The sequence below is a fragment of the Corynebacterium sp. HMSC036D02 genome (assembly GCF_001836165.1).
Lineage (GTDB): Bacteria > Actinomycetota > Actinomycetes > Mycobacteriales > Mycobacteriaceae > Corynebacterium.
This window is the reverse complement of sequence record NZ_KV827675.1, coordinates 34734-53926: the sequence shown is the minus strand read 5'-3', so window position 1 is coordinate 53926 and position 19193 is coordinate 34734. Positions and strand designations below refer to the sequence as shown.

The 19193-nt window shown below is 62.6% G+C and carries 16 protein-coding genes and 1 tRNA gene; 7 read left to right on the top strand and 10 right to left on the bottom strand.

What is annotated here, in order from left to right:
- The first annotated feature begins 82 nt into the window (after window positions 1–82).
- A complete protein-coding gene (locus tag HMPREF2743_RS05215; RefSeq protein WP_070528829.1) occupies window positions 83–781 on the top strand; it encodes a helix-turn-helix transcriptional regulator in 699 nt (232 codons plus the stop codon).
- A gap of 5 nt (window positions 782–786) precedes the next feature.
- Here HMPREF2743_RS05215 and thrB read toward each other — a convergent pair whose 3' ends face one another.
- The 4 genes from thrB to argS form a co-directional block, all read right to left on the bottom strand.
- Window positions 787–1710 (bottom strand): homoserine kinase, encoded by a 924-nt coding sequence (thrB, locus tag HMPREF2743_RS05210; RefSeq protein ID WP_070818330.1) that lies wholly within the window; start codon window positions 1708–1710, stop codon window positions 787–789.
- A gap of 17 nt (window positions 1711–1727) precedes the next feature.
- Entirely contained in the window at window positions 1728–3053 is a 1326-nt protein-coding gene (locus tag HMPREF2743_RS05205) for a homoserine dehydrogenase (protein WP_070528834.1), read from the bottom strand.
- Window positions 3054–3204: 151 nt separating this feature from the next.
- Entirely contained in the window at window positions 3205–4542 is a 1338-nt protein-coding gene (gene lysA / locus HMPREF2743_RS05200; protein ID WP_070818329.1) for a diaminopimelate decarboxylase, read from the bottom strand.
- A gap of 12 nt (window positions 4543–4554) precedes the next feature.
- Window positions 4555–6216 (bottom strand): arginine--tRNA ligase, encoded by a 1662-nt coding sequence (gene argS / locus HMPREF2743_RS05195; RefSeq protein WP_070818328.1) that lies wholly within the window; start codon window positions 6214–6216, stop codon window positions 4555–4557.
- A 236-nt stretch (window positions 6217–6452) separates the two neighbouring features.
- On the opposite strand from argS, the gene HMPREF2743_RS05190 reads away from it, so the two are divergent.
- From HMPREF2743_RS05190 to HMPREF2743_RS05165, 6 genes are all read left to right on the top strand, one after another.
- On the top strand, window positions 6453–8105 hold the full coding sequence (locus HMPREF2743_RS05190; protein ID WP_070818327.1) for an L-lactate permease: 1653 nt from the start codon (window positions 6453–6455) through the stop codon (window positions 8103–8105).
- A 324-nt stretch (window positions 8106–8429) separates the two neighbouring features.
- Window positions 8430–9215 (top strand): (Fe-S)-binding protein, encoded by a 786-nt coding sequence (locus tag HMPREF2743_RS05185; protein WP_010187137.1) that lies wholly within the window; start codon window positions 8430–8432, stop codon window positions 9213–9215.
- Window positions 9215–10720 carry a LutB/LldF family L-lactate oxidation iron-sulfur protein gene (locus tag HMPREF2743_RS05180; protein WP_070443742.1) on the top strand — a complete coding sequence of 502 codons (1506 nt, stop codon included), beginning with the start codon at window positions 9215–9217 and terminating at the stop codon, window positions 10718–10720. Before HMPREF2743_RS05185 ends, HMPREF2743_RS05180 begins: the two co-directional genes overlap by 1 nt.
- Entirely contained in the window at window positions 10717–11346 is a 630-nt protein-coding gene (locus tag HMPREF2743_RS05175; RefSeq protein ID WP_070528844.1) for a LutC/YkgG family protein, read from the top strand. Before HMPREF2743_RS05180 ends, HMPREF2743_RS05175 begins: the two co-directional genes overlap by 4 nt.
- A 104-nt stretch (window positions 11347–11450) precedes the next feature.
- On the top strand, window positions 11451–13052 hold the full coding sequence (locus tag HMPREF2743_RS05170) for an alpha/beta fold hydrolase (protein WP_070818326.1): 1602 nt from the start codon (window positions 11451–11453) through the stop codon (window positions 13050–13052).
- A gap of 139 nt (window positions 13053–13191) precedes the next feature.
- Window positions 13192–13265, top strand: a tRNA-Arg gene (locus HMPREF2743_RS05165).
- A gap of 202 nt (window positions 13266–13467) precedes the next feature.
- On the opposite strand, the gene HMPREF2743_RS05160 is transcribed toward HMPREF2743_RS05165, so the two are convergent.
- The 6 genes from HMPREF2743_RS05160 to HMPREF2743_RS05135 form a co-directional block, all read right to left on the bottom strand.
- On the bottom strand, window positions 13468–13908 hold the full coding sequence (locus HMPREF2743_RS05160; protein WP_070529498.1) for a hypothetical protein: 441 nt from the start codon (window positions 13906–13908) through the stop codon (window positions 13468–13470).
- 258 nt (window positions 13909–14166) lie between these two features.
- A complete protein-coding gene (locus HMPREF2743_RS05155; protein WP_246818716.1) occupies window positions 14167–14391 on the bottom strand; it encodes a hypothetical protein in 225 nt (74 codons plus the stop codon).
- Between the two features lie 165 nt (window positions 14392–14556).
- Window positions 14557–14850 carry a molecular chaperone GrpE gene (locus HMPREF2743_RS05150; RefSeq protein WP_070443729.1) on the bottom strand — a complete coding sequence of 98 codons (294 nt, stop codon included), beginning with the start codon at window positions 14848–14850 and terminating at the stop codon, window positions 14557–14559.
- 65 nt (window positions 14851–14915) lie between these two features.
- A complete protein-coding gene (locus HMPREF2743_RS05145; RefSeq protein WP_070443726.1) occupies window positions 14916–15425 on the bottom strand; it encodes a MarR family winged helix-turn-helix transcriptional regulator in 510 nt (169 codons plus the stop codon).
- Between the two features lie 24 nt (window positions 15426–15449).
- Complete coding sequence (locus tag HMPREF2743_RS05140; RefSeq protein ID WP_070818325.1) at window positions 15450–18035, bottom strand: AAA family ATPase; 2586 nt, start codon at window positions 18033–18035, stop codon at window positions 15450–15452.
- A 3-nt stretch (window positions 18036–18038) separates the two neighbouring features.
- On the bottom strand, window positions 18039–19163 hold the full coding sequence (locus tag HMPREF2743_RS05135) for a metallophosphoesterase family protein (protein ID WP_070818324.1): 1125 nt from the start codon (window positions 19161–19163) through the stop codon (window positions 18039–18041).
- Between the last annotated feature and the right edge of the window lie 30 nt (window positions 19164–19193).

Below are 19193 nucleotides of genomic sequence, written 5' to 3'. Positions count from 1 at the left end.
GGTATTTAAACTCACCACGATAGTAGAAATTCGACGGAGTGGATGTAGGATCCTCGTAGCGTTTACCAAGGAGCTACAGTCCATGTCCACAATGTCTACCCATAGTCCTCGCTCATCTAGCGAGCTATTTCCTGACACGATGAGGCTCTCCCCCAAGCAGCGCGAAGTCCTCTCGGTTCTACAGACGTTCCCGCAAGGAGCGCGGGCCGCAGCAATTGCTAAGAAAATGGGCATGCACGTTAACACAGCGCGCGGGCATCTGGACGAACTCGTCGGAGCCGGGGCGGTGCGGGTAGTCACTGCCCCAGCGAAAGGGCGTGGGCGCCCCTCCCTGATCTTCCAAGTGCGGGTACCCGACAACCGTTCGGTGGCGGAAGAATACGTCACGCTGATTAGCGTGTTAGTCAAAGCGCTCGCGGATAAAAATCAACTCAATGATTATTCTTCCGAACAAGCACGAGAGATCGGCCGCGCATGGGCTAAGGCCGCGGCCAGCAGCCACGGCGCTGAGGCGCTGGCACCGCTCTACCAAACCATGCGCGATATGGGCTTTGACCCGGTAACCTCGGCCGAGCAATTCGACCAGGAGGGCCGCACCGACGTGGAGCTGAACGCCTGCCCCTTTGTGACCGCCGGTGTAGAGCCCTCCCCCTTCGTCTGCGCCATCCACGATGGCTACTTAGAGCAGGCGGCTGCCGATTCCGGCGGTCGGTTAAACCTGAAGCTCATCCCCAAGTCCGGCAACGGTGTGTGCCGGATCAGTGTGGAAAAGTCCAGCTAACTAGCCTAGCCACGCTCGACGGAGACCGGCCCGGCGACCTCCAGCTCCAGCACGCGCAGGTTCTGTTCGCGGGCGTCATCGAGGATGGCTTCCTCGATGGGCTCGGTGTGCAGGACCATGACGGTAGGGCCGGCGCCCGACAAGTAGGCGGCATAGCCGCGGTTGCGCAGGCGGTTGACCCACTCCGCGGTAACCGGCAGCACGTCAGCGCGATAAGGCTGGTGCAGGCGGTCGCGGGTGCCCTCCCACAGCAGGTCCGGATAGGCCGTCAGCGCCGCCACGTTCACTGCGGTGCGGGAGACGTTGAAGGCGGCGTCGGCATGGGTGACGTGCGAGGGCAGCACGCGGCGCACTGCCTGCGTCGAGGCATGGAAGTCCGGGACCAAGGCCGTCGCCTTGATGCTCGGGTGCACCTCTAAGGTGGCGGCGCGGTACTCCGGAAGCGAGCGGCCGTCGACAGGCACGGTGGTCCAAGAGACCACAGCATTGCCTAACACGGAGGCCGCAGCATTATCCGGGTGGCCTTCGAAGGCAGATGACAGCTGCACAACCTGCTCTTCGGAGAGTGGGAATCCAGCCAAGCCGTTGCCCGCGGCCACGCCGGCCACCGCGGCAGAGGCCGAGGAGCCCAAGCCGCGGGACTGCGGGATGCTATTCGTGCACACCACGCGCAGGCCAGAGACTTCGACGTCGGCGGCCTTGAGTGCGGAACGGATGGCCTTGACCACGAGGTGGGAGCCGTCGCGCGGCAGCTCATCGGCACCCTCGCCGAAGATCTCTACCTCGAGGCCAGAGCGGGTAACCTCTACCTCTACGGTGTCGTAGAGGCTCAGCGCGATGCCGAGGGTGTCGTAGCCCGGCCCCAGGTTGGCCGAGGAGGCGGGAACCTGGACGGTGACCTTGGTGCCTACTTCGATATCGATACTCATTGTTGTACCTAAGCCCCTTAGACGCCCAGGCGGATGACGGAGTGAACGGCCTTGACCTCATCGAGCTCTCCAAGGGCGGCGACGATATCCTCGAGGACTGCTTCCTTCGCCGCGTGGGTGACCACAATGAGGCGAGCGGTAGCATCGCCGTCTTCCTGGCGCACGGTGCGCAGGGAGACCCCGTGGCGGGCAAAGACACCGGAGATGGCGGAGAGCACGCCGGTGCGGTCTTCAACTTCCATGTCGACGTGATAACGAGTTTCCACTTCTCCGAACTCCGCAATAGGTAGGTTGGCGTAGGTGTTCTCCCCCGGCGCACGGCCGCCGTGGACAATGTTGCGTGCCGCACCGATGACATCACCCAGCACAGCAGATGCCGTGGGGTTACCGCCGGCGCCGTTGCCGTAGAACATCAGCGAGCCAGCGGCCTCTGCCTCGACGAAGATGGCGTTGTAGGACTGGCTGACCGAAGCCAGCGGGTGCTCCTTCGGCACCAAGGTCGGGTGCACGCGGGCGTTGACGGATTCCGCACCGGTCTCCTCATCGACGAGGCGCTCGCAGATAGCCAGCAGCTTGATAGAGTAGCCAGCCTGATTAGCAGCCTTAATGTCATCCGCGGTGATCTTGGAAATACCCTCGCAATAAACATCGTCGAAGGTCAGGCGGGTGTAGAAACCCAGGGATGCCAGGATGGCGGCCTTGGAGGCGGCGTCGTGGCCCTCCACGTCAGCGGTAGGATCGGCCTCCGCATAGCCCAGGCGCGTGGCCTCAGCCAGTGCGTCCTCATAGGAGGCGCCGGTGGACTCCATGGCGTCCAGGATGAAGTTCGTGGTGCCGTTGACGATTCCGGAGATGCGCTGGATCTTGTCACCGGCTAGGGAGCGGCGCAGCATGCCGACGACCGGAATGGCGGCGGCCACGGCGGCCTCGAAGTACAGATCAACGTCGGCGCGGTCGGCGGCCTCAGCGAGCTCATCCGCGTGCGCGGCCACGAGAGCCTTGTTGGCGGTAACCACGGACTTGCCGGCATTGAGGGCTGCGAGGACGAGCTCGCGCGGGAAATCAATGCCGCCGATGACCTCGACGACGAGGTCGATATCATCGCGCAGGACAAGCGCCTTGGCGTCGTCGGTCAGCAGCTCCGCCGGCACGCCCGGGCGCAACTTGTTCTTGTTGTGCACGGCGACGCCGCGGATCTCCACGGGGCCGCCGATGCGGTGCGCAAAAGCGTCAGCGTTCTCCTGCACGAGGCGGAAAACCTCGGCGCCCACGGTGCCAAATCCAAGCAGCGCGATTCCTACGGGTTCGCCTTCGGGCTTCTTGCTACGGTTCGTCGTCGTCATGGTGTCCCCTTGTTGAAATTGCGAAAGATTCTTACGTGCTAGCCCATCACTATACAGAACGAGCTGTCTATTTCTATACAAAATGGCCGGCACAACGTGCGACCGGCCATGTCTTTGTGAATAAAATGCGGTGAGCTGTGGCAACGCCGCGCTAGTCGACGTCCAACGCCAGCAAGTCCTCCACCGTTTCCCGGCGCAGCATGAGCGAGGCTTTGCCGTCACGCACGGAGACGACCGCCGGGCGCAAAGCACCGTTATAGCGCGAGGCCATCATGTACTGATAGGCACCGGTGGTGGCGAAAGCGAGGAGATCCCCGGTAGTGATATCCGAGGGGAAACGGCGCTCGTTGACCAGAATGTCACCGGACTCGCAGTGGAAGCCCACAATGCGCGAATCCACCGGCTCACCCTGGGTGTGGCGGTTGACCACGCGCACGTCGTACTCCGAGCCATAGAGCGCCGGCCGGATGTTATCGGACATGCCACCGTCCACGGAGAGGTAGCGGCGCATCGGCAGATCCGCCTTGCCGGTCTCCACATCCTTGACCGTGCCCACGCGGTAGACGGTGACCGCGGAGGCGCCCACCAAAGAGCGGCCGGGCTCCACCAGCACGAAGGGCGGCTTGATACCGAGCTCGGTAGCGGTGCGCTCCACGGCGTCGAGCAGGTCCTTGGCCAGCGTGGCGACGTCGAGGGCTTCCTCGTATTCCATGTAGGGAATGCCGAAGCCGCCGCCCAAGTCCAGTTCCTCGAGGGCAACTCCGAGCTCGGAGTGGATGCGCTTGTACAGGCTCAGCACGCGCTCGGCTGCCAACTTGAAGCCATCGGCGTTAAACACTGAGGAGCCCACGTGGCAGTGCAAGCCCACGAGCTTAAGGTTCGCGGATTCCAGCACCGTGCGAGCGACATCGAAAGCGGCGCCGGTGGACAGGGAGATGCCGAACTTTTGATCCTCGTGAGCCGTGGCGATGAATTCGTGCGTGTGGGCATCCACGCCAGGCTTCACGCGGATCATCACCGGCTGCACACGGCCGGCGGCCGCAGCGATGCTGTTGAGGCGCGAGAGCTCCGACGCGTTATCCAGCACCACATGGCCAATGCCCTCGTTTACGCACAGTTCGAGGTACTCGTCTTCCTTGTTATTGCCGTGCGCGGTCATGCGCTCCGACGGGAAGTCCGCGGCAAGCGCCAGCTTGGCCTCGTTGAGGGAGGCCACGTCAAGACACAGGCCCTCCTCATCGACCCAGCGCACGATGCGCTTGGTAATGAAAGCCTTGGAGGCATAGTGCACGTGGTCAGGGCCGCCGAAGGCCTGGGCCATGTCCCGGCAGCGCGAGCGGAAGTCCTGCTCATCGAAAACATAGAGCGGGGTGCCGTATTCTTCAGCCAGCTCGGTCAGGGAAACGCCACCAATCGAGACCACACCATCGGAGCCTCGAGCGGCGTTGCGCGGCCATACGTGGGCCGGAAGAGAATTGAAATCAGTCATCGATACCTTTTCTTACATCTTCTCCGGTGCGCTGACCCCGACCATGGTCAAGGCATTGGACATGACCTGGCGGGTGGCACTGGCCAAGGCGAGGCGTGCAGAGTGAATCGGCTCTGTCTCTTCACCGGCCTTTGGCAGCACCTGGCACTGGTCATAGAAGCGGTGGAACACGGCGGCAAGCTCCTCGGCATAGCGCGCGATGCGGTGCGGTTCGCGCAGCGTGGCGGCGGTGGCCACAACCTCCGGGAACTCGCCCAGGGTGCGGATGAGGTCGCCCTCCTTGTCGTGGGTGAGGAGGTCGAGGGGGGCGTCGCCAAGCGCGGCGGTGTCGAAGCCCAGCTCTGCTGCCTTGCGCAGGATGGAGCAAATGCGAGCATGGCCGTACTGCACGTAGTAGACCGGGTTATCCGCCGACTGCGAAGCCCACAGGCCCAAGTCGATGTCCAGGCTGGAATCCACGGAGGAGCGCACCAGGGAGTAGCGGGCGCCGTCGACGCCAATGGCCTCGACAAGGTCATCAAGGGTGATGACGGTGCCGGCACGCTTCGACATCTTGACTGCCTGGCCATCGCGGACCAGGTTGACCATCTGGCCGATCAGGACTTCGACGGCCTCCGGGTCATAGCCCAGGGCCTGGGCCGAGGCGCGCAGGCGGGCGATGTAACCGTGGTGGTCCGCGCCCAGCATGTAGATGGCCAGGTCGTGGCCGCGGTCGAACTTATCGGCCACGTAGGCAATATCACCGGCGATGTAGGCGGCGTTGCCATCGGATTTGATGACCACGCGGTCCTTGTCATCGCCGTACTCGGTGGACTTCAGCCACCATGCACCCTCGGCTTCGTAGAGCTTGCCGTTGTCCTTGAGCGTCTGGATAGCCTTCTCCACGGCACCGGATTCGAAGAGAGAATTCTCGTGGAAATACACGTCGAAGTCCACGCCAAACTCGTGGAGTGACTCCTTGATCTGGGCAAACATCATCTCCACGCCGTCAGCGCGGAAGTTCTCCTGGACCTCGGCATCGCTGCCCTCGAGAGCCTGCGGTTTCTTCTCCACTACCGCCTGCGCGATGTCCTTGATGTAGTCTCCGCCGTAGCCATCCTCCGGGGTGGGCTCGCCCTTGGCCGCGGCCACGAGGGAGCGAGCAAAACGGTCGATCTGTCCGCCGTGATCGTTGAAGTAGTATTCGCGAGTCACGTCCGCGCCGGAGGCCTCGAGCACGCGGCCGAGTGAGTCACCCACGGCGGCCCAGCGGGTGCCACCCAGATGGATCGGGCCAGTCGGGTTCGCGGAGACGAACTCCAGGTTGATCTTCTTGCCCTGGTAGGTGGTGTTGCTGCCGAAGGCTGCGCCGGCGTTGAGGACCTGGGCCACGATGGCGCCCTGCGCTGCGGCAGCGAGGCGAATATTAAGGAATCCCGGGCCCGCGATGGAGGCCTCATCGATGGCGTCATTGCCGGCGAGGGCATCCGCCAGCCACTGCGCCAGCTCGCGGGGCTGGGTGCCGGCCTTCTTGGCCACCTGGAGTGCCAGGTTGGTGGCGTAATCGCCGTGCTCCGGGTTGCGCGGGCGCTCCACGCTCACGGTCTCCGGCAGGACGGAGGAGTCCAGCTCATGCTCGGTGAGCACGGCGGCGGCAGTGTTCTTGATCAGGACGGAAAGATCTTCAGGATTCATAGGGCCAAAGTCTATCGTCTCCGCCGCTTGGAGGCGCTATCAGGTCTCAGACGTTAGCAAGGTCACTCACCCCCATCGGGTGAACAATGCAGCACAGCGAAGCGCCAAGTTCTACCCTAAAAGGCGCTATCTGAATCGATTCAATCTTTCGCCCTCTCGCTCGGCCGAAACATGCGGTGCCGCATCCTGGGGATCTCCACGAGGACGCCAGCGGGAGCCAACTGGAATTGAGATTTATGTCAACCTTCAACATCACCACCGACGCCATTGCTGGCAACGTGGGGCTTACCGCGCTGGTGTCCACGCTGCCGCTCATCGCGTTCTTCATCATGCTCTTGGGCCTCAAGGCCCGCGCCCATACCTCGGGTGCGGTAGCGCTTCTCGTGGCACTCCTCATCGCAGTCTTTGGCATGGACATGCCCACCGGCATGGCCCTGTCCTCCGCGGTGCGCGGCGGACTCTTTGGCCTCTTCCCCATCGTCTGGGTGATCATCACCGCCATCTGGTTCTACGAAGTCACCGTGGCCTCCGGCCGCTTCGAGGACCTGCGCAAGACCTTCGACCTCCTAGGCGACGGCGATATCCGCATCCAGGCCATCCTCATCGCCTTCTGCTTCGGTGGCCTGCTGGAAGCCCTGGCTGGCTTCGGCGCTCCCGTCGCGATTACGGCGACCATGATCCTGGTGCTAGGAGTGAAGCCTCTCAAGGCAGCCACCACCGTCCTCATTGCCAACACCGCGCCCGTGGCCTTCGGCGCGGTGGGCATCCCAGTCACCACCGCGGGCTCGGTCGGCGGGCGCACCGCCGAGCAGACCGCTGACATCGCCGCGTTGATTTCCCTCCAGGTCCTGCTCATTGCCGCCGTCGTGCCTTTCTTCATCCTCTTTATCCTTGACGGCATGCGCGGTGTTAAGGAGGCCGGCCCCGCCGCGGCCGTCATCGGCATCTCCTTCGCCATTGCCCAGTGGGCCGCGGCTACCTTCTTCGCCTACCAGCTCACCAACGTCGTGGCCTGCATCGTCTCCCTCGGCGCGGGCTTCATCTTCCTGCGTGTGTGGAAGCCCAAGGGTGTCGACAGCCTGCGCGAGCGCATGGAGCTGCCCGCCCAGGAGGAGGTCACGGATCTCAACGGCAGCCGCATTTGGATGGCCCTGCTGCCCTATGCCGTGGTCACCGCTGTCTTCGCCATCGCCACCGCATGGCCGGCCATCTTCGGCTTCCTCCAGGTCAACGTTGCCTGGCCGCTTCTCGACGGCACCGTCTTCGACGCCGAAGGCCACGCCATGGACACCGCCTTCACGTTCAACGTGCTGGGCAACCCGGGAACCCTACTGCTGATTTCCGGCATCATCGTGGCCCTTATCTACATGACCTTCAACGAGAACGGCCGCTACAAGCTGGACGCCTCCGCGCCGCTGACCAAGTTCGGCGAGGTTGTCTCCCGCATGAAGTTCTCCGCGCTGACCATCATCCTGGTCCTCGCACTGGCCTACACCATGAACTACTCCGGCCAAACCATCTCCATCGGCCAGTTCGTGGCTTCTGTCGGCGGCATCTTCGCGCTCTTCTCCCCCGTCCTGGGCTGGATCGGCACCGCCGTCACCGGCTCGGATACCTCCGCCAACGCACTCTTTGCCAACCTGCAGGTCACCGCCGCCGAGCGCATCGGCGTCAATCCGGACCTCATGCTGGCCGCCAATACCTCCGGTGGCGTTGTGGGCAAGATGATCTCCCCGCAGTCACTGGCCATCGCCGCCACCGCCGTGCAGATGGAGGGCGAGGAATCCCGCATCTTCAAGGCGGTCGTGGGCTACTCCGTGGCCTTCCTCGCCGTCGTGTGCGTCATCGTCTTCCTCATGACCAACGTGCTGGGCTTCTTGGTCCCCTAAAAGGATTTAGCCATAAAGTTCTACACCACTAACTACCCCCAGATTCGGGCGTCTTCATCGCCCAGTCTGGGGGTTGCCTCATATCGGCCGCGACCGCTGCGACCATCACCGCACGTTAGGAATTTCACAACATTAGTGTTGCGATAAAAAGCCAGGTAGGAGGGGTAATCCCGTGTCGATAATGTGAGTTTTGGGCGGTAGGCTCAAAGGTACACACTCGAAAAATGCCCAGTGCGGCTGTCCTGGTAGCGCGCATCCGAGCACAACTCCGCTGTGCACAGCACGGGACAAGCCACATGGAGGCAGATTAAGGAGCGCTCACAAATGCGAATAGCATTGTTTTCCACCTGCATCGGTGACTCACTTTTCCCCGATGCCCACAAGGCCACGGCCCTGATCCTCTCCCGCCTGGGCTACGACGTCGTCTTCCCCGAGGAACAGACTTGTTGCGGCCAGATGCACATCAACACCGGCTACCAGGAGCAGACCTTGGGCATGATCCGCACCTATGCGGACGCCTTCGCGGATCCCTCCATTGATTACGTGGTTTCTGCCTCCGGCTCCTGCGTGGGCGCCGTGCGCGAGCAGCACGAGATGATCGCGGACCGCTTCGGCACCTCCGCTGATGTGGACGGCGCCAAGAAGGCAGCCGGCAAGACCCTGGACTTGCCGGAGTTTCTTGTCGACGTCGCCGGTGTCACCAACGTCGGCGCTTTCTTCCCGCACCGCGTGACCTACCACCCCTCCTGCCACGGCCTGCGCTTCCTCAAGTTGGGTGACCGCCCCTACCAGCTTCTTAAGGAGGTCGAAGGAATCGACCTCGCCCCGCTGCCTAATGCAGAAGAATGCTGTGGTTTCGGCGGCACCTTTGCACTCAAGAACGCCGAGGTTTCCGCAGCGATGGTCGGTGATAAGACCCGCCACATCCGCGAAACCGAGGCCGAGTACGTCACCGGCGGTGACTCCTCCTGCCTGATGAACATCGGTGGCGCTTTGGCTCGCCAGCGCTCCGGTGTTCGCGCTATCCACCTGGCGGAAATCCTCGCCTCCACCAAGGAACACCCGTGGACTCCCACCTCCGCGGCCTACTCCAAGGAGAAGATGCTCTAATGACTTCCTTCCTCGACACCACCCCTCCCCGCGCCCCAGAAGGCTACGGCAACCTGCGCGGATCGAAGGCCTTCGTGCCGCTGGCTCACGTGGGTCTCAACAACGCCACCCAGCGCCGCAACCTGCACCACGCCACCACCACGATTCGTGACAAGCGCCAGCACGCCGTTGATGAAACACCGGACTGGGAGCAGCTTCGCGACGCCGGCTCTGCACTCAAGGATGATGTCGCCGTGCGCATGGGCGAACTGCTGCTCCAATTCGAAGAGCAGGTGACCAAGCGCGGAGGCATCGTCCACTGGGCACGCGACGCCAAGGAAGCCAACGAGATCATCGAGGGGCTTATCCGCGAAACCGGTGAGACCGACGTGGTCAAGATTAAGTCCATGGCTACCCAGGAAATCGCTCTCAACGAGCACCTGGAAGAGGCCGGCATCCACGCCCAGGAAACTGACCTGGCGGAGCTCATCGTCCAGCTGGGTGAGGACAAGCCTTCCCACATTCTGGTCCCGGCTATTCACCGCAACCGCGCGGAGATCCGTGACATCTTTGTCAACAAGATGCCGAATACGGATGACTCCCTCAAGGCCGAGCCGGCGGAGCTGGCCGAAGCATCCCGCCAGTTCCTGCGCGAGCAGTTCATGAAGGCTAAGGTCGCCATCTCCGGCGCCAACTTCGGTGTGGCAGAAACCGGCACCATCAACATCGTGGAGTCTGAGGGCAATGGCCGCATGTGCCTGACCCTGCCGGAGACCCTCATTACCGTGATGGGTATTGAGAAGCTGGTCCCGACTTTCCAGGACCTCGAGGTCTTCCTGCAGCTGCTGCCGCGCTCCTCCACCGCGGAGCGCATGAACCCGTACACCTCCATGTGGTCGGGCGTGACCGAAGGTGACGGCCCGCAGAACTTCCACATCGTGTTGCTGGATAACGGCCGCACCGCTGCACTGTCCTCCCCCAAGGGACACGAGGCACTCAAGTGCATTCGCTGCTCTGCCTGCCTGAACGTCTGCCCGGTCTACGAGCGCGCCGGCGGCCACGCCTATGGCTCGGTCTACCCGGGCCCGATCGGCATCTCCCTGACGCCGCAGCTGACTGGCATGAAGGACCACAACGATCCGTCGGCAAGCTTGCCCTACGCCTGCTCCCTGTGTGGCCGCTGCGATGAGGTGTGCCCGGTGCGCATCCCGCTCTCCCAGGTCATTCTGGAAAACCGCTACCAGAAGGTCACCCACGCCACCCCGCCGGTCGAGGAGAAGCTCTTCCAGGTCGTGGAGCTGGTGTGGAAGAACCCGAAGATTTGGAACCAGATCACCCACATGGTGGCGCTCGGCCGTGTCCTCGGTGGTTTCAACGGAGTCATCGACAAGCTGCCGCTGTTCATGTCTGGTTGGTCCGAGGTACGCGATACTGCCGTTCCGCCGAAGAAGTCCTTCCGCCAATGGTTCAACACCGACGAAGCTCAAGAACTCCTCGCCCAAGCCAAGAAGGAGGGCATCAAGTGACCACCGCCAAAGAGGAAATCCTCAACCGAATTTCAGCCGCCCAGAAGCAGGCCGGCCTGCCGGAGCACGTAGACATTCCGCGCGAGTACCAGAAGCAAGGCACGCTCAACGAAGATGAGCTGCGTGAGATGCTGGTGGACCGCCTCGAAGACTACAAGGCTGATGTGCACGTCACCGATGAGTCTGGACTGAACTCCACCCTTGTGGACATCCTCACCGAGCGCGGCTGCTCGAACGTCGTCTACGCACCCGGCATGGACGCTGGGCTTCTCGACGGCTTCGAGGGAACCATTACCCCGGATGACAATGCCAAGGACCCGCGCGAGCTCGACGCCGTCGATGCAGTGGTGACCGAATCCCACGTCACCTCCGCCCAGACCGGCACCATCGTGCTCGAGTCCAATGAGACCTGTGGCCGCCGCGCGCTGACCTTGGTGCCGGACCGTCACGTGTGCATCGTGCGCAAGGACCAGATTGTCTATGGCGTCCCGGAGATGGTCTCCCGCATGAACCCGGAGCGCCCGGCAACGTGGATCTCGGGCCCTTCCGCGACCTCGGATATCGAGCTCTCCCGCGTGGAGGGTGTCCACGGCCCGCGTGATCTCATTGTGGTGATTGTTAAGTAATGTGACGTTCGGGGGCACCCGCCCCTTCCGAACACTCGGCTCACATCACCCCCGGCGCATAGGATAAGGCACGTACTAATTAACGATTCTAGGAGCCTTATTCTATGCGTCTTTCTCGCGTTTTAGGCTCGGTGCTGGGACCCGTAGCTGTTGCTGCCGGCCTGGTTGCCGCGCCCGCTGTTGCCCACGCAGACCAACCCACCATCAAGTGGGGGCCGTGCCCGGAGGGGGTCACTGAGGAGCGCGCCGAGTGCGGTCACGTTACGGCTCCGACCTATCACGATGCGCCGGAAAAGGGCACCATCGACGTCGGACTCATTCGCCTCAAGGCCACCGGCGAGCGCAAGGGCAGCCTGTTTACCAACCCGGGCGGCCCGAGCGGCGATGCATACGCCTGGGTGAACAACGCGAATTGGCCAGACGAGATTGAGCAGGAGTTCGACATCATCGGCGTCCAGCCGCGCGGCCTGCGCGATTCCGGCGCGCTGAACTGCTCCATGACCGCGGCCACAGGCAATCCGCTAGAGACTCTCACGAAGGCAGGTGCCGTTACCCGCAACAACTGCGAGAAGAACACCCCGGGCTACACCGACTCCCTTACCACAGAGAACACCGCCCGCGACTGGGAGGTTGTACGCCAGGCACTCGGCGATGAACGCATTAACATCGCTGGCCTGTCCTACGGCACCTTCCTGGGGTCGACCTACGCCACTCTCTTCCCGCAGCACACCGACAAGGTGGTGCTGGATTCCGGCATGAATCCGGACATGGCCTGGAACCAGATCTTCGCATCCCAGCAGGCAGGCTACGAAAATGCCCTGCATGACTTCTTTAACTTCGTGGCGAAGAACGATGACACCTACCACGCGGGCAAGACTCCGCTGAAGGCCTACGAGCGCTGGTCTCAGATTGTCGCCGCCGAGGCCGGCGTGCGCCCCACCGTATTGCCGCCGGACGCCGAGATTGGTGATCTCCCGCCGGGCCTCGAATTCGCCGGCCAGCCGGGCGCGAATATCATGACCGCCACGGGCGAACTGCGCGTGCAGGCCGAGCACCTCGCAGGCAAGGCATCCAACCCGCAGGGCATCCAGGCTACCTCCCCTACCCTCCAGGTAACGCGCGACCAGGTAGTCCCGCGCCCAGAGGCCTGGGACGCGATGGCCAAGCACATCGGTGGCATCGAACCGCTCGACTTCAACGCAATCGAGCCGCAGGCTAGCGAAGCGGACCAGGAAGCTGCGATCCAGAGCCTGGTGAATACCCAGAGTATGCAGAACATCATCATGTGCAACGAGAACACCGCCCCGATGGATCCGACGCGCATCCCGGCCTTCCTGTGGTCCAACTACGTCACCGTTGACCCCTTCACGCTGTTTAACTCCATGTACGCCTCCGGCGTCGGCTGCGGTGGCCGCGCACCAATCACCAAGCCGGTACAGGTCAGCGGCGCGCAGCTGGCTACCAAGCCGCTGCAGATTCAGTCCACCGGCGACCCGCAGACCCCGTATGCCTTCTACCGCGGCCTGTCTGACCCGATGCAGTCCCGCGTGGTGACCGTCCACGGCCCGGGCCACGGACACTTCGCCATGGGAAACCAGGCTGTGAACCAGATTGTGGTTGATTACCTGCGCACCGGTGAGGTCCACACCGCAGATGCGCCGGGCTTCTTTGACCAGCCCCAGGCTCAGGAGCAGCCCACCCAGTAACACAGGTGCGGAGCGATGAAGGGGCGGATTACTTACCTAGCCGCCCCTTCCTCCCATCACACCCCCATCGGCGTGAGGCCAATTACTGCGCTTCAGTCTTTATAGGCTAGAATCGCATCGTTGGCATTTCGCCAGCAATGCCCTTGTAGCTCAGCGGATTAGAGCATCGGTTTCCGGTACCGAAGGTCGCAGGTTCGATCCCTGTCAGGGGCACTTTTTCATGCCTAAACCGCCCCGCACTATGCCGCGCCTCGGCCCACCGTTTCAACGACGCCACGTGTGCGGGGCAACCGTGCGCATTTTGCATTCCCCCAGACCTGAAACCCGCAACCTGCCCAGGTGGGCGTCGCCCAGCGCTTGCCGACGTCTCACCACCCACCAGGAGGTTTCGGGATCGAGGTCTGGGGATATGGAACTAGCGCAAGCGCGACTCAATATCCGCGACCACTTCTTCCGGATTCTTCGCGGAGGCAATCACGCAGCTGCTGCCCTGTTCAATGCGCACAGTCGGCCCGGACACGATGTACGCCGAAGCTCCGTCGACAATGCGCGGGCCTGCGCCTTCCTTGAGCCCGGTCGCGGGACCGACGCTCGCCCCGGTGATATCGCTGAGTGGAATCCTCTTCGTGAATATGCCCAGGATGGAGACCGCAACGTCGTCGTCACTCACGACGATCTTCACCCGCATCAGAATGCAAGCCACAGTTGCGGCGAGCACCAGGGCGCCGAAGAGGATTGCCGCCCACGTGGAGTCAATCATCGTGGGAACCACCGCGGCCACGACGGCAAAGCCAACGATAATTCCCAGCCACAGGAGCGGGCCGTTGAGATAGCGAACGTAGATGCGAGAGTCCATGGAGTTCAGGCTATCGGATGAATACACTCCCTGCCTGATAGATACTCCCTTCGCGCTCACCGAGCATGTTTGTGGCAGCAGATTAAGGCCCACGGTGAGCGCGAAGGGCGCGGGCGAGAAGTGAGTGAGCGCGAAGAGAGACGGATGAAAGGTTGAGAGGGTGGCAGGTGAGAAGGATGAAGCCCCAGCAGGCAATTCTGCTGGGGCTTGAAGTCAGCTGTTTTCCCCCGCTTGGCGGCAGCGTGAGGAGCGAACCAGTTACTGGGTGATGTACTGGTTGACGATCGGCTGGGTGATATCCAAGGTGCCGTGCTCGATGTAGTACATGCCGAACATCAAGGCGCCCAGCATCACCACGGAGAGAAGCATGGAGGGAATCCACTGAACGAAGACGGATACCCAGCCGTCAGCCTTGTCACGTGCAGCTGCTTCGCGCTGCTCCTGAGCCAAAACGCGCTCGCCGATCATGTTTAGTCCTTTCACTTAGCTCCCCTAGCCAGACTGCGCTCTCATTGAAGCTGTCTTTAAAAAGCATGGGGGATGCTCGCCCTTTAACACAGAGTATCTTAGCAGTTTATGCAGAGCCGTCCGTAGTTAAACGCAGATATTTCCGCCGCTATCCGCCTTTAGTTTGACACCGACTGTGGGCTAGACCCCAGGGTCCTCGTTGTTATTGAGCGCTTCGACGAAATCTTCGCGGTCCTGGAACATGCGCTCAATATCTTCTTCCGCGCCGACGATCCACAGCTGCGAAGCGTCATCGAAAGTCAATGCACCCTCCGGATGCTGTTCAAGGGCAGTCTCAAGTGCGGTGGCTTGTTCCTCAGTGAGCTCCTCTAGGTCCTCAACGGGGCCTACCTGAGCGCTGAGCTCTGTCAATGGGGTGATGCCATACGTGGTGTACTGACGCTGCGGATGCTCAAACAGTTCTTGTCCCATCATGGTGCGGGAAAGTCACCTCCTAGTGCGTAAACGGACGGGCCCTACTCTACTCGCGCTAAGCGGAGCTAGTCGGCGTGGAGGCCCAAGCGTTCATCCGGAACGAAGCCCTCATAGCCCGGAAGGTTGCTCTCTGAGAGGACCCCCTCACAGAATCGCAGGAGTGCAGGGGCATCGGCAGGATCGAGGTGATCAAAGACCATGCGGCGTACGGACTCAACGTGCTCAGGCACCGCCGCCTCAAGGCGCTCCTGTCCGAGCTTCGTCATAACGACTTCAACACCGCGCGCATCGCCCGCGCACTTTTCTTTGCACACCAAACCCCGCTTCTCCATGCGGGTGATTTGGTGGGAGGCGCGGGAGCGGTCCCAGTCCAGTTCCGAGCACAACTCGCGCAAACGCAGCGTGTGCTCAGGTGCCTCCGAAAGCGAGACGAGGACTGCAAACTCCGCCGCAGAGATATCGCTACAGGCTAAGAGAGTTTCCTCCATGCCGCGATTAATCTTGCGAATGCTGGCCAGAATATGCCGCCAGAGGTTCTGTTCGCTTTCGGTGAGCCATCGAGTGTCCGCTGTCATGGCTCATACCCTACACGCTAGGACTTAGGAGCTTGTAAGTTTCTCCATATCTAAGTCCGTGCGCCCAGATACCCACGAGTAGCGCTGCGGCATACAGGTCAGCACAATGACCTGCGTGTTCCTTCCAGCCTTGCTAAACAACGCCGCCATGAGCTGAAGGCGCTGTGAGTCAGTGGAGCCCAAGGCGTCATCGATGATGACCGGCACCGGTTCTTCAGAGACCAGCTGCGCTATGGCAAAGCGCGTCAAGATGCTCAACTGCTCCTTGGCGCCACCGGACAGCGCGTTGAAGGCTACGGTCTCACCATTGCGGCTGCGAGCCTGGACCTTGAGCTCTTCTGAGAGTTCAAAGTCCACATCGCCACCGAAGACCGTGCGGGCCAAGCCGTTGAGCGCCGCGACAAACGGCGCGGCATAGCGCTGACGGGCGGCATCGCGATGGCGCAGCATGAGCGTGCGGAGGTAGCGCGCGGCATTCGCTCGGCGCTCGATGGCAGCGTGCCGCTCATGCGCTACTTCCAGCTCCGCGGTGGCTTTCTCCGCGTCCTCAGCCGCACCGGAGTGCATTGTGATGAGCCCATTGAGCTCGCGCATATCGCCAACCGCCGTGTTTACCGCTGACTTCAGGGAGTCCAGGTGTGTGTGCGCTCCCTGAGCTAAGTGCTCGGCAGTTTCCACGTCCACAGCAGACATCTCCTCTAAAGCCGCCTTCTCCTTCGCCAGCTCAGTCTGTGCTGCCTCAATTGCTGCAGTCACGTCGGCATCACTGAGCTGAGCACGGGCAGCCTCCACTGCTGCGGCCTTGGCATCGCGCTGCGCGGTGGCCTCCTCCGCGCGCACGGTGGCTACCTCCAATGCCACGCCTGCCTTGTTCTCACGGTAGGGAGCCACAGCGCGGTCAAGCTCATCGAGCTTCCTGCGCAGCTCCTCTTCCTCGCGCTCCACCACGTCCAACTCTCGCGGCTTCGCAGAATCCTCGGCAATCCCGGCGGCGTCCACGGCGTCCTCATTATCCTCTGCACTGGCCTCAAAACGCGCACGCAGCTCACCGAGGTCCTCCCCGCCGAGTGCGGCGGCCAGTTCGCGAGCGGCAGTGTCGAGAGCAGAGGCGAGTTCGGTGTGTTTCTCGTGAGCGGCACGGGCGGACTCAAGATCCTCGCACCCGGCATCTTCCAGTAGGCGCGCGAGCTCAGCGCGGGCCTTCTCCACGCCTTCCTCACCGGTTTCACCAGCGCCTGCTGCATAGCGGGCTGTAACCTCACCGAGCTGAAGGGTGGTGCCCTCACGCAGCTCAACTGCCAGTTCTTTGCTACTCTCCAGCGCGCGTTCCTCACCATCAACGACGACGGAGCCTTCTCCTGAAAGGTGAAGCTTGGCCGCCGCGGCAGCCCGCAGACGCTCCTGGACGGTGACCTCACGAGCCGCAGCTTCCAGATCTTGAAGGTGTGGTACGTCCGGAGTGGCAGCCAGCTCGCGGCGGCGGGAGGCCAAAGTCTCTTCCAACTTGTTCAGTGTTTCGAGGCGGGTGCCCAGGGCCTCGCGTTCAGCGCGTTGCTGGGCGCGGCGGGCGCGCTGGCGCTCCTCGCGCACGGCCTCATAGCGCTGATGAACCTCGGCGCGCTCCTCCTCTAGTTTCCTACGGGCGGCGGCTTCTTCCTTGGCCCGCTCGCGGGCTTCCATAACCGCTGCGGCGGCGCGCTCAGCAGTATCAATAGCCGCGGCATGCTCAGCAACCACAGCTTTACGGCGCTCCGCTTCCGCCTCCGCGCGCGTTACGGCCTCCGCTGCCCTCGTCACGGCCGCCTCCTGCGCTGTGACCTTCTCCTGGGCGGCCCGGGCAGCAACAAGCTCACTGTCCCGGCGCTCGCACTCTTCCGCAGCGTCCGGCAAAGCGGCTTCGGCCTCAGACTTCTTCAGCTCGGCAGCTTCATAGCGCTCCACCACTCCATCGAGTTCGCGCAATGCAGACTCGGCAGCAGCCTGCTTCTCCTTTGCATCTGACAGCGCGGCGATGGCGGCCTTAAAATCCCCCGCCGGCTTGTCCGTCTTCGCGGTGAAGTACTCCTTATACTCCGCCTCAATGCGCGTGAGCAGCTCGGAGTCTTCCGCCGCGGAACTCGCCCCGGTTTCCTCCTCCAGCGCTGCGGTCAGGGAAGGAATGCCCACTGCGGCGATGCCTTGGTGGTGCTCGTCCTGGCGGACGAAGAGGGCGTCGAGAAGCGCGCGGTCCACGTGCTCACTGAGGATGCGCTCCAACTCCCCATCCGCCTCGGCACCGGTCCACTGGCCCGGGCGTGGGGCGAAAACATGCAGCTCCGACGTGCGTTTCTTCACCCACCGCTTGCGAATGCGGAAGCGGTAAGGCCCCACGGTCGCCTCCAGCGTGACCTCAGGTCCCACATCGCGGCCTGCAGGCTGCAGCGCTCTCACCGGCTTGGAATTGGCCGTGTGCTTTTCCGTCAGCACGAAGTCAATAGCCTCCACCAGCGTGGATTTGCCGGCCTCGTTCGGCCCGCCGATAACCACCACGCCGTTCTCCGGGAGGTCTTTGACCTCTAGGTGCTCCACACCGCGGACGTTGTTCAGTTCAACAGAATGTAGCTGCATCATGGTTTAAGCTCCCATCGCGCTGAGGCGGAACAGCAGGTTGGCGGCGTCGCGGGCGGTGGGATTATCTAGGTCCTCGAGCAGCTCCGCCAGGGCATCCGCGGCATAACCGCTCAAGCTCAATTCGCTGAGCTCCTCTTCGGAGGGCGCTAGGTGCAGATCCATCGTCCTCTCGCGCGGCTTGAGGGAGGCGAAGACCTCCTCTAGCTCCGCCAAGCCCTGCTCCAAACGAGCCTGCGCGCTCAACCCCACAGTGCCACGCAGACTGTATTTCACCGCGGTGCGGATCTTCTCCGGAACGGCGTCTAGCCCCGCAAGAAAAGCCTCGACCTCCTCCAGTGAATTAACGTCCGCATCAATCGCCCGGAAGTCCCAGCGACCGACGCGGTGCTTGGCGACGTCCACCCGCGCCCCCTCAACGGTCACCACCAAGGCATTGCCCGAATCGCGCTCCCTATCGTCGAAGGCCGTGGTCTCCGGGCTGCCGGAGAACCACACCTTGCCGGTACGGCCCAAGGATTCGGTGGAGTGCGTATCCCCCAGCGCCAGATAATCAATAACGCCTTTATCCAGGCACTCCTCCACGAAGGAGAGGTCGATAGTATCTGCGTCAGAGTCCTCGCCCTCGCCCGCGCGGGACTCCACCTGGCCATGTCCCACCGCGATGCGAACCGTGCCCTCATCGGCAGGCTGCAGCGGCTCCAGCGCGCGGCGCACCAGGTCATAATTGGCCCGCTTGGACAAGTAGGGGGCGCCGACGATTTCCACGCCTGGGCGCACCTCGATGGGCTCTGAATCCGCGATGACGTGCACGTTATCCGCAAAGGAGTTGAAGAAGATGGAATCCGCCACGAGAGGATCGTGGTTGCCAGGCAGCAGGTAGACCGGCACCGGCAGGCGCTTGAACATGTCCTTGGCGCGCAGCAGCGTGGACGTGCTCAGGGAATTGTGCTCAAAAACATCACCGGCCACGACGATGAACTCGGCACCTGTCTCGGTGGCCAACTCCCCGAGCCGCAGGACCGCTGCTTCGCGGTCATCATCAAAGCGCGACTGCGCGGCGGGGCTTAAGAACCAGCGGGTCATGCCTAGCTGGAAATCTGAGGTGTGGATGAACGTGACCGCGGCCATGCAAACTCCCTACAACGTGGTCCAGGGCTG